Annotated in this window: 6 protein-coding genes; all 6 read right to left on the minus strand. The window is 59.3% G+C overall.

The window, feature by feature from the left end; translation table 11 throughout:
• Nucleotides 1-33: 33 nt before the first annotated feature.
• The gene (fusA, locus tag ODJ80_RS06400; protein WP_263041403.1) at nt 34-2,130 is read right to left on the minus strand and encodes an elongation factor G; all 2,097 of its coding nucleotides are present in this window, start codon (nt 2,128-2,130) and stop codon (nt 34-36) included.
• A gap of 27 nt (nt 2,131-2,157) precedes the next feature.
• A complete protein-coding gene (rpsG, locus tag ODJ80_RS06405; protein ID WP_178862518.1) occupies nt 2,158-2,628 on the minus strand; it encodes a 30S ribosomal protein S7 in 471 nt (156 codons plus the stop codon).
• Nucleotides 2,629-2,805: 177 nt separating this feature from the next.
• Nucleotides 2,806-3,228 carry a 30S ribosomal protein S12 gene (gene rpsL / locus ODJ80_RS06410; RefSeq protein WP_178862516.1) on the minus strand — a complete coding sequence of 141 codons (423 nt, stop codon included), beginning with the start codon at nt 3,226-3,228 and terminating at the stop codon, nt 2,806-2,808.
• Between the two features lie 251 nt (nt 3,229-3,479).
• A complete protein-coding gene (gene rpoC / locus ODJ80_RS06415) occupies nt 3,480-7,163 on the minus strand; it encodes a DNA-directed RNA polymerase subunit beta' (RefSeq protein WP_263041404.1) in 3,684 nt (1,227 codons plus the stop codon).
• Nucleotides 7,164-7,181: 18 nt separating this feature from the next.
• On the minus strand, nt 7,182-10,871 hold the full coding sequence (gene rpoB, locus ODJ80_RS06420; RefSeq protein ID WP_263041405.1) for a DNA-directed RNA polymerase subunit beta: 3,690 nt from the start codon (nt 10,869-10,871) through the stop codon (nt 7,182-7,184).
• Nucleotides 10,872-11,216: 345 nt separating this feature from the next.
• A complete protein-coding gene (locus ODJ80_RS06425; RefSeq protein WP_263041406.1) occupies nt 11,217-11,678 on the minus strand; it encodes an RrF2 family transcriptional regulator in 462 nt (153 codons plus the stop codon).
• Between the last annotated feature and the right edge of the window lie 2 nt (nt 11,679-11,680).

The following is an 11,680-nucleotide window of genomic DNA, read 5'->3' on the forward strand; positions in this document are numbered from 1 at the left end:
CAAAGCATGGAAAAAGCAAGTGGAATTTGAGACTTATTCAGACTTTTTGCCCCGCTCGGAGATGATCTTCTCAGAAATGTTCTTGGGAACCTCCGCGTAATGAGCGGGCTCCATGGTGTACTGGCCACGGCCCTGGGTCTTAGAGCGCATGTCCGTAGCATAGCCAAACATTTCAGACAGGGGCACCTCGGCGTTGACCTGCTGGGCGCCGGGGATGGCGTCCATGCCCAGGATCATGCCGCGGCGGGAGTTCAGGTCGCCGATCACGTCGCCCATATACTCCTCGGGAGTGATGACGGTAACCTTCATAATGGGCTCCATCAGCACGGGATCCGCCTTGCGCATAGCCTCTTTAAAGGCCATAGAACCGGCGATCTTAAACGCCATTTCAGAGGAGTCCACTTCGTGGTAAGAGCCATCGTACAGGGTGACCTTCACATCCACCACGTTGTAGCCAGCCAGCACGCCGGAGAGCATGGCTCCCTGGATACCCTGGTCAACAGCGGGGATATACTCCTTGGGAATGGCGCCGCCAACAACAGCGTTGACGAACTCGTATCCCTTGCCGGGGTTGGGCTCAATGCGGATCTTAACGTGACCGTACTGGCCCTTACCGCCGGACTGACGGGCATACTTGGTGTCCACATCAGCGTTCTTGCGGATGGTCTCCTTATAGGCAACCTGGGGCTTGCCCACGTTGGCCTCCACCTTAAACTCGCGCATCAGGCGGTCCACGATGATTTCCAGGTGCAGCTCGCCCATGCCGGCGATGATGGTCTGGCCGGTCTCCTCATCGGTATATGCCTTAAAGGTGGGGTCTTCCTCAGCCAGCTTGGCAAGGGCAATGCCCATCTTCTCCTGGCCGGCCTTGGTCTTGGGCTCAATAGCCACGCGGATAACGGGATCCGGGAACTCCATGGACTCCAGGATGATGGGATGCTTCTCATCGCACAGGGTATCGCCGGTAGTGGTGTTCTTCAGGCCCACAGCGGCAGCGATATCACCGGCGTAAACCCGGTCGATATCCTTCCGGTCGTTGGCGTGCATCTGCACGATACGGCCCATACGCTCGTTATTGTCCTTTACGGAGTTGTAAACCGTGGAACCGGCTTCGATGGTGCCGGAGTACACACGGAAGAAGCACAGCTTGCCCACGAAGGGGTCGGTGGCAATCTTGAAGGCCAGAGCGGAGAAGGGCTCCTCATCGGAAGAATGCCGCACCTCTTCCTCCTCCGTCTCAGGGTTGATGCCCTTGATGGGGGGGATGTCGGTGGGGGCGGGCATATAGTCCACGATGGCGTCCAGCAGCTTCTGCACACCCTTGTTCTTATAGGAAGTGCCACAGGTGACAGGCACCATGTGGTTGGCGATGGTGGACTTGCGGATGCAGTCCTTGATCTCATTGATGGTGAGCTCCTCACCGGAGAGATACTTGTCCATCAGATTGTCGTCCAGCTCGGCCACATGCTCCACCAGCTCGGTGTGATACTTCTCGGCCAGCTCCTTCATGTCCTCGGGGATCTCCTCGCAGCGGATGTCCTTGCCCAGGTCGTCGTAGTAGACATAGGCCTTCATCTCCACCAGGTCCACAAGGCCCTTAAAGGTGTCCTCGCTGCCGATGGGCAGCTGGATCGGGACGGCGTTGCACTTCAGGCGGTCTTTCATCATCTGGACGACGCGGTAGAAATCGGCGCCCATGATGTCCATTTTGTTCACATAGGCCATGCGGGGAACTTTGTATTCCTCCGCCTGGCGCCACACAGTCTCAGACTGGGGCTCCACGCCGCCCTTGGCGCAGAACACAGTGACAGAGCCGTCCAGCACGCGCAGAGAGCGCTCCACCTCTACGGTGAAGTCCACGTGGCCGGGGGTGTCGATGATGTTGATACGGTTCTGCTTGCCGTTGCGGTCGGGCCAAAAACATGTGGTTGCGGCGGAGGTGATGGTGATGCCGCGCTCCTGCTCCTGGGCCATCCAGTCCATGGTAGCGGCACCCTCATGGGTCTCGCCGATCTTGTAGTTCACGCCGGTGTAAAAAAGGATACGTTCGGTCGTGGTGGTTTTACCAGCATCAATGTGGGCCATGATGCCGATGTTTCTAGTAAGTTCCAGTGGTACCTGCCTGGCCATAGTTTCCTCCTTAAATACCTGCTTGCGTTACCATCTATAATGAGCAAAGGCCCGGTTGGCCTCGGCCATCTTGTGTGTATCCTCGCGCTTCTTGGCGGCGCCGCCGGCGCCGTTGCAGGCGTCCAGGATCTCGCCGGCCAGTCTTTCCTTCATGGTACGCTCGGAACGGTTTCTGGAGTAAGCGGTAAGCCAGCGCAGGCCCAGGGTCTGGCGGCGCTCAGGGCGCACCTCCATGGGCACCTGATAGGTGGAGCCGCCCACACGGCGGGCCTTGACCTCCAGGCTGGGCATCACGTTCTCCATGGCCTGCTCGAACACCTCCAGGGGCTCCTTGCCGGTCTTCTCCTGCACGATTTCAAAGGCACCGTACACAATCTTCTGGGCAACGCCCTTCTTGCCATCCAGCATGATGCTGTTGATCAGGCGGGTGACGAGCTTGGAATTATACATAGGATCGGGCAAAACATCGCGCTTTGCCACATTGCCTCTTCTTGGCATGATCTTCCCTCCTTCATAAAATGATATCATCGGTACTCGAAAGCACAAAAACTCCCGTTGGCCAATCCGGCAAATTACGGTCCCATGGGGATCAAAGTGTAATATGCCAATATTCCGCGGTTTTACGCGGTTCAGCCATACGATATTTTGCGATCAAGCGTGAAAGCAAGCGGATGCTTACTTCTTGCCGGCCTTGGGCCGCTTGGCGCCGTACTTGGAGCGGGCCTGCATGCGCTTGGCAACGCCCTGGGCGTCCAGGGTGCCGCGGATGATGTGATACCGCACACCGGGCAGGTCACGCACACGGCCGCCGCGGATCATAACCACGCTGTGCTCCTGCAGGTTGTGACCCACACCGGGGATGTAGGCCGTGACCTCAATGCCGTTGGACAACCGCACACGGGCAATCTTCCGCAGGGCGGAGTTGGGCTTCTTGGGGGTCTGGGTCTTCACAGTTGTGCACACACCGCGCTTCTGGGGGGAATCCTGGTCGATAGCGATTCGCTTCTTGGAGTTCCAGCCCTTGAGCAGGGCAGGCGCTTTGCTCTTCTTCTCAGCAACGGAACGGCCGTTGTTGATCAGCTGATTAAAGGTTGGCATATTGCACCTCCTCTTAAAAATATTTATGTGCTGGCGTTTTCGCCTTGGCACCAATCGTTTCGAGCGGGCGAAAAGGAAAGCGCCCCGGCTAAGCCGGAGCGCGGTTTTCCTAAACTTTTCACAGAAATTCCCGCCTCTCCCCCGCCTGTTTTGGCAAGGAAAAAGCCGGTTTCACCTGAAAACCGCTCGGTTTATTATTATAACACCAGGGTTTTAGGTCTGTCAAGTTTTTTCTCGATTTATGGGGCTTTTCAGGCGCCGGCCTGCTGGGGCTCTTCCAGCTCCGGCTCTTCCTCCGCGTCCTCCGTGGAGAGGTTCTCATCCTCCAGGTCCTCCTGGAAGAGGTCTTCCTCCTCGGGCTGGAAATCCTCTTCCCTCTCCTCCTCGTGGGTAGCGGGGGCAGGGCCTTCGTCATCCGGCCCATTCACAGACTGGATTTCCACATCGCTGTAGCACTTCATGCCCGTGCCGGCGGGAACCAGCTTGCCGATGATGACGTTCTCCTTCAGGCCGATCAGGTGGTCCACCTTGCCCTTGATGGCGGCATCCGTGAGAACACGGGTGGTCTCCTGGAAGGAGGCGGCGGACAGGAAGGAATCGGTGGCCAGAGAGGCCTTGGTGATGCCCAGCAGGATGGGGGTATAAGTGGCCTCGCGCAGCTCGGTCTCGCCGTTGGCGATGCGCTCCCGGATCTTCTCGTTGGCGGAAAGCACCTCGTTCTTGTCAGCCAGGGCGCTGACCAGCAGGCCCGTATCGCCGGCGTCATCCACCCGCACCTTGCGGAGCATCTGGCGGACGATGATCTCAATGTGCTTGTCATTGGTATCCACGCCCTGCATGCGGTACACACGCTGCACTTCTTGGATGAGGTAATCCTGGACCTCCTGGGTGCCGCTGATAGCCAGCACGTCATGGGGATTGACAGAGCCCTCTGTAATGCGCTTGCCGCGCTTGATATACTCGCCTTCCTTCACCGTCAGGCGGCTGCCGAAGGGGATGAGGTAAGAGCGGGAATCGCCGGTCTCCTCGTTGGTGACCACCACATGGCGGTTTTTCTTGATCTCCTGGAAGGAGACCTTGCCGTCGATCTCATTGATGATTGCCACATGCTTGGGACGGCGCGCCTCAAACAGCTCTTCCACGCGGGGAAGACCTTGGGTGATATCCTCCTCACTGGCAACGCCGCCTGTGTGGAAGGTACGCATGGTCAGCTGGGTGCCAGGCTCGCCGATAGACTGGGCGGCGATGATGCCCACGGCCTCGCCCACAGTGACGGGCTTGCCGTTGGCCAGGGACGCGCCATAGCACTTGCGGCACACGCCGTTCTTGGCGCGGCAGTTGAGCACCGAACGGATCTTGATGCGCTCTGTACCGCGGGAGACGATCAGGTCCGCGTCCTCATCACTCATCAGCTTATCTTTGGAGACGAGCACATTGCCGTTCTCGTCGCAGTAATCCTCCACCAGGTAACGGCCCACCAGGCGCTCCTTCAGGGACTCGATGGACTCGGGGCCGCTGGTGATCTCGAAGACCTCCAGGCCCTCGGTGGTGCCGCAGTCATCCTCCAAGATGATGACCTCCTGGGAGACATCCACCAGACGCCGGGTCAGGTAACCGGAGTCAGCGGTCCGCAGGGCGGTGTCGGCCAGGCCCTTCCGGGCGCCTCGGGAGGAGATGAAGTATTCCAGAATGTTCAGGCCCTCACGGTAGTTAGCCCGAATGGGGATTTCGATGGTCTTACCAGAGGTGTTGGCGATCAGGCCGCGCATACCGGCCAGCTGCCGGATCTGGGACATGGAGCCTCGGGCGCCGGAGTCGGCCATCATGTAGATGGGGTTGTACCGGTCCAGCCCTTTCTGCAGGGCGTCGGTCACGTCGCTGGTGGCCTTTTCCCAGGTGCGCAGCACCGCGTTGTAGCGCTCGGAATCGGACAGGAAGCCCTCGGCGTACTCGGCGCGGATCTCGTCGATCTCCTTGTCGGCAGCGGCCAGGATATCCTTTTTGGACTCAGGGATGGTGGCGTCGCACACGGCCACCGTGATGCCGCTGATGGTGGAGTACTTGTAGCCCTGGGCTTTAATCTCATCCAGCACCTCAGCGGTGTGCTCCGTGCCGTGGACCTTGATGCAGCGGTCGATGATCTGGCCCAGCTGCTTCTTGCCCACCAGGAAGTCCACTTCAAACTTCAGGGCGTCCTCGGGGGTGGAGCGGTCCACATAGCCCAGGTCCTGGGGGATGGGCCGGTTGAAGATCATGCGGCCCATGGTGGTCTCTACCAGGCCGCTGACCGGCGTGCCGTTGAAGTCCACCGTGCGGCGGACCTTGATCTTAGAGTGAAGTGTGATATCCTTAGCATCGTAGGCCATCATGGCCTCGTCCATGTTGCGGAACACCTTGCCCTCGCCCTTCTCCCCGTCCTTGTCCAGGGTCAGGTAGTAGGAACCCAGCACCATGTCCTGGGTGGGCACGGTGACGGGGCTGCCGTCGGCAGGCTTCAACAGGTTGTTGGCGGCCAGCATCAGGAAGCGGGCCTCGGCCTGGGCCTCGGCGCTCAGGGGCACATGCACGGCCATCTGGTCGCCGTCAAAGTCCGCGTTGTAGGCGGTGCACACCAGGGGGTGCAGCTTCAGGGCGCGGCCCTCCACCAGCACGGGCTCGAAGGCCTGAATGCCCAAACGGTGCAGGGTGGGCGCGCGGTTCAAGAGCACGGGGTGGTTTTTGATAACCACTTCCAGAGCGTCCCACACCTCGGGCTTGGCGCGCTCCACAGACTTGCGGGCGGCCTTGATGTTGCCCACGGCGCCGGTCTCCACCAGGCGCTTCATCACGAAGGGCTTGAACAGCTCCAGGGCCATCTCTTTGGGCAGGCCGCACTGATACATCTTCAGCTCGGGGCCCACCACGATAACGGAACGGCCGGAGTAGTCCACACGCTTGCCCAGCAGGTTCTGGCGGAAGCGGCCCTGCTTGCCCTTGAGCATGTCGCTCAAAGACTTCAAAGGCCGGTTGTTGGGGCCGGTGACAGGGCGGCCGCGGCGCCCGTTGTCGATCAAGGCGTCCACCGCCTCTTGGAGCATGCGCTTCTCATTGCGGACGATGATATCCGGGGCGCCCAGCTCCAGCAGGCGCTTTAAGCGGTTGTTCCGGTTGATGACCCGGCGGTACAGGTCGTTCAGGTCGCTGGTGGCAAAGCGGCCGCCGTCCAGCTGGACCATGGGGCGGATATCGGGGGGGCAAACGGGCACCGCGTCCAGGATCATCCACTCCGGGCGGTTGCCGGAGACCCGGAAAGCCTCTACCACTTCCAGGCGCTTGAGGATGCGCACCCGCTTTTGGCCGGAGGCGGTCTCCAGCTCTTCCTTCAGCTCCTGGCTGGTCTTTTCCACGTCGATGTCTTCCAGCAGCTTCTTGATGGCCTCGGCGCCCATGCCGGCCTCGAAATCGTCCTCGTATTTCTCCTTCAGGTCCCGGTACTCTTTCTCAGTGAGGGTCTGCATCTTTGACAGCTCGCGCACACTGCCGGGATCGGTGACGATATACATGGAGAAGTACAGAACCCGCTCCAACACCCGGGGAGAAAGGTCCAGGATCAGGCCCATGCGGGAGGGAATCCCCTTGAAGTACCAAATGTGGGACACGGGGGCCGCCAGTTCAATGTGGCCCATGCGCTCCCGGCGCACCTTGCTGCGGGTGACCTCCACGCCGCAGCGGTCACAGATCTTGCCCTTATAGCGGATGCGCTTATACTTGCCGCAATGGCACTCCCAATCCTTAATGGGCCCAAAGATGCGCTCGCAGAACAGGCCGTCCCGCTCGGGCTTCAGAGTGCGGTAGTTAATGGTCTCGGGCTTTTTTACCTCGCCATGGGACCATTCACGGATCTGGTCGGGAGAAGCAAGTCCGATCTTGATTGATTCAAACGTGTTAAACTCCATAAACTCTGTTCTCCCTTCTTAGAACTCGTCATCAGCGCTGTCTTCAAAGCTGTAATCGTCGTCGGTATAGCTGTCCTCCTCCAGCAGGGGCTCTCCATTCTCATCCTCCATGGAGTAGCCCTCCAGATCGTCGGCCACGTTCTGCTCGTCGAAATGCTGGAAGCCCATATCGTCATCTTCATCAAAGTTCTGCTTCAGGTCAATCTCCTGGTTGTCCTTATCCAGCACCTTCACATCCAGGCCCAGGGACTGCAGCTCCTTGATGAGCACCTTGAAGGACTCGGGGATGCCGGGCTTGGGGATGTTCTGGCCCTTGACGATGGCCTCATAGGTCTTGACACGGCCCACCACGTCATCGGACTTGACAGTGAGGATTTCCTGCAGGGTGTAGGCAGCGCCGTAGGCCTCCAGGGCCCACACTTCCATTTCGCCAAAGCGCTGGCCGCCGAACTGGGCCTTGCCGCCCAGGGGCTGCTGTGTGACCAAGGAGTAGGGACCGGTGGAGCGGGCATGGATCTTATCGTCCACCAGGTGGTGCAGCTTCAGGTAATACATGTAGCCCACGGTGACCGGGTTGTCGAAATACTCGCCGGTGCGGCCGTCGCGCAGCCAGAACTTTCCGTCCTCCGGCAGGCCGCCCATGCGGAAGCACTCCCGGATATCGGCCTCATGGGCGCCGTCAAAGACGGGGGTCATAATTTTCCAGCCAAGGGCCTTGGCTGCCATGCCCAGATGGACCTCCAGCACCTGCCCGATATTCATACGGGAGGGCACGCCCAGGGGGTTAAGCACGATATCCAAGGGGGTGCCGTCGGGCAGGAAGGGCATTTCCTCCTCCGGCAGGATGCGGGACACCACGCCCTTGTTGCCGTGGCGGCCGGCCATCTTGTCGCCCACGCTGATCTTCCGGCGCTGGGCAATGTAGCAGCGCACCACCTTATTGACGCCGGGGGACAGCTCATCGTGGCTGTTTTCCCGGGTAAAGACCTTCACATCCACCACCACGCCGTACTCGCCGTGGGGCACCCGCAGGGAGGTATCCCGGACCTCCCGGGCCTTTTCGCCGAAGATGGCCCGCAGCAGGCGCTCCTCAGCAGTCAGCTCGGTCTCGCCCTTGGGCGTGACCTTGCCCACCAGGATGTCGCCGGCACGGACATCGGCACCCACACGGATGATGCCCCGGTCATCCAGGTCCTTCAGAAGCTCTTCGTTCACATTGGGGATATCCCGGGTGATCTCCTCGGGCCCCAGCTTGGTGTCACGGGCCTCCATCTCGTACTCCTCAATGTGGATAGAGGTGTACATATCGTTGCGCACGATCTTCTCATTCAAGAGGACGGCGTCCTCATAGTTGTAGCCTTCCCAGGTCATAAAGCCGATAAGGGCGTTTTTGCCCAGGCTGATCTCGCCGTTCTTAATGGCGGGGCCGTCGGCAATGACGTCGCCCTCTTCCACCCGGTCGCCCACGCTGACCACAGGCACCTGGTTGATGCAGGTGCTCTGGTTGGAGCGCATGAACTTGATAATCTGGTAGTCATCAATATCGCCGTTATCCGAGGTAACCCGCACCAGGTCCGCGCTGACAGACTTTACCACGCCGCCCCGCTTGGCCAGCACGCACACGCCGGAGTCCACGCCCGCCTTGTACTCCATGCCGGTGCCCACAATGGGGCTTTCGGTGCGCAGCAGAGGCACAGCCTGTTTCTGCATGTTAGAGCCCATCAGGGCGCGGTTGGCGTCATCGTTTTCCAGGAAGGGGATCATAGCCGTGGCAACAGAGACCACCATGCGGGGACTGATATCCATGTAATCAGCCTGGGAGGCATTCACCTCCACGAACTCGTCACGATGGCGGCTCATCACCTTGCTGTGGACAAAACGGCCTTCCTCATCCAAGGGCTCGTTGGCCTGGGCCACAATGAACTGGTCCTCCATATCGGCGGTCATATAGACCACGTCCTTGGTGACAATGCCGGTCTCTTTGTCCACCCGGCGGTAGGGCGTCTCAATGAAGCCGTACTCGTTGATACGGGCAAAGGTGGCCAAGTAGGAGATCAGGCCGATGTTGGGGCCTTCCGGGGTCTCGATGGGGCACATGCGGCCATAGTGGGTATAATGTACGTCGCGGACCTCAAAACTGGCGCGGTCGCGGGACAGGCCGCCGGGACCCAGGGCGGAAAGGCGCCGCTTGTGGGTCAGCTCGGACAGGGGATTGTTCTGGTCCATGAACTGGGACAGGGGCGAAGAACCGAAGAACTCCTTCACCGCCGCCACCACCGGACGAATGTTGATCAGGCTGTGGGGGGTCAGGGTCTCCAGGTCCTGGGCCTGCAGGGTCATGCGTTCCCGGATGACACGCTCCAGGCGGGAGAAGCCGATGCGGAACTGGTTCTGCAGCAGCTCGCCCACAGAGCGGATGCGCCGGTTGCCCAGGTGGTCGATGTCATCCGTGGTGCCCAGGCCCACGGCCAGGCAGTTCATATAGTTGATGGAGGCAAAAATGTCATCCACCGTGATGTGGTTGGGGATCAGGTCGGCCTTGCGGGCGCGCAGGGCGTCCTTCAGCTCCTCCTCATCCTGGGCGGATTCCAGAATCTCAGAGAGCACACGATAGCACACGCGCTCGTTGATGCCGCACTCGGCCTTGGCGTCAAACCCCACATATTTCTGGATATCCACCATGCCGTTGGAGATGATCTTCACCTCTTTGTCGTTCACGGTGACCACGGCCACCATGACGCCGGCGTCATCCATGGCGTCCGCCATTTCCTTGGTGACAGTCTGGCCGGGCTCGCCCATCACTTCCCCCGTGGAGGGGTTGGCCACAGGCTGGGCCAGCACCTGGCCCACCAGGCGGCCCTCCAGGCGCAGTTTTTTGTTGTATTTATAGCGGCCCACGCGGGAGAGGTCGTACCGGCGGGGGTCGAAGAACAGGCCGTGGATATGGGCCTGCGCGCTCTCGATGGTGGGGGGCTCGCTGGGGCGCAGCTTGCGGTAAATCTCAAACAAGCCCTCTTCCATCGTCTTACAGGTGTCCTTTTCAATGGTGGCGCGCATGCGGTCATCGTCGCCAAAGAAGTCCAGAATTTCCTGGTCCGTGCCAAGGCCGAGGCAACGAATGAACACCGTGATGGGGATTTTGCGGTTCTTGTCGATGCGCACATAGAACACATCGTTTACGTCGTTTTCATATTCCAGCCAGGCGCCCCGGTTGGGGATGATGGTGGAGGAGAACAGCTCCTTGCCGGAGCGGTCATAATCCATTTTGTAGTACACGCCGGGAGAACGAACCAGCTGGGAGACAATGACGCGCTCGGCGCCATTGATGACAAAGGTGCCGCTTTCGGTCATCAGGGGGAAATCGCCCATAAAGACCTCGGACTCCTTGATCTCGCCGGTCTCCTTGTTCAGCAGGCGCGCGGTCACCCGAAGAGCGGCCGCATAGGTGGCGTCCCGCTCCTTGCACTCGGACACGCTGTAATTGGGCTTGTCATCAAGCTTGTAGTCCACAAAATCGAGAACAAGGTTGTTGTTGAAATCCGTGATGCCCGAGACATCCTGGAACACCTCTTTCAGCCCCTCGTGCAGGAACCACTCGTAAGAGTTCTTCTGGATCTCGATTAAGTTCGGCATTTTCAGGACTTCCTCGATCTTGCCGAAGCTCATTCGAGTATTCTTGCCCAATTGAACCGGTTTCACATTCACCATTTGGTTCAGCCACTCCAATCCTTTTAGTTTTGTATCACCCGCACACACAGGGCATCCGCCTTGTACCCCGGGGCGCGGCCCGACCTAGAGCAGAAGCATTTTCCACAAAAAAACACATTTTTCCCATTACACACTTGATTCTTACGAAACCTTGTGCTATACTTTACAAAAATGAGTTTGGGGTACTCCTACCCATGATGATGCAGTATATTAGTATAATGCAACCAAAATCTTTTGTCAAGTGGTTTTGGCGTTTTTTCCGCCCTTGCGGCGGATTTTTTCCTTTTTTGCCCCTCTTTCCTACCGGCACATAAAAAAAACACACCCGCGCCAGGGTGTGTTTTTTTATGTTGTTCCGGCTTGTGGCCCGCCGCCGCAGCCATCCTGCCTCTCCCCTTCCCCGCAGGCACAAGGGGACGCTTCACAGATCTGCGCGAAGGTGTAGGAGCCCAGCTCCCGCCGGACGTCCTCGGAAATCTTTTCGTATATCGTGTGCAGGCGGCAGTGTTCCCGCCCGCAGCTGTATTCCTCCTTTTGGCAGCGGCTGAGCATGTAGGGGCCTTCCACCAGCTCGATGACCTGCCGCAGGGTAATGTCCTCGGGGGATTTGGCAAGGGTATATCCGCCCTTTGCTCCCTTAAAGGAGCAAACCATCCCCTCCCGCACCAGTTCCCGCAGGATTTTCAGGGCGAACCGCAGGGGAATCTGGGTCTCCTCTGAAATACTGCGGGCATCCCGGCGCTCCCTGTGCTTGGTCAAGTACTCTACGATGCGGACCGCGTAATCCGCCTCTAATGTCATTACCATAG

Origin of the sequence: Acutalibacter sp. LFL-21, from assembly GCF_025630755.1 — a bacterium.
Taxonomy (GTDB): domain Bacteria; phylum Bacillota; class Clostridia; order Oscillospirales; family Acutalibacteraceae; genus Acutalibacter; species Acutalibacter stercoravium.

Coding starts and splice junctions, on each gene's coding strand:
- fusA (WP_263041403.1), bottom strand. CDS start 2,130: ATGGCCAGGCAGGTACCACTGGAACTTACTAGAAACATCGGCATCATG.
- rpsG (WP_178862518.1), bottom strand. CDS start 2,628: ATGCCAAGAAGAGGCAATGTGGCAAAGCGCGATGTTTTGCCCGATCCT.
- rpsL (WP_178862516.1), bottom strand. CDS start 3,228: ATGCCAACCTTTAATCAGCTGATCAACAACGGCCGTTCCGTTGCTGAG.
- rpoC (WP_263041404.1), bottom strand. CDS start 7,163: ATGGAGTTTAACACGTTTGAATCAATCAAGATCGGACTTGCTTCTCCC.
- rpoB (WP_263041405.1), bottom strand. CDS start 10,871: ATGGTGAATGTGAAACCGGTTCAATTGGGCAAGAATACTCGAATGAGC.
- ODJ80_RS06425 (WP_263041406.1), bottom strand. CDS start 11,678: ATGGTAATGACATTAGAGGCGGATTACGCGGTCCGCATCGTAGAGTAC.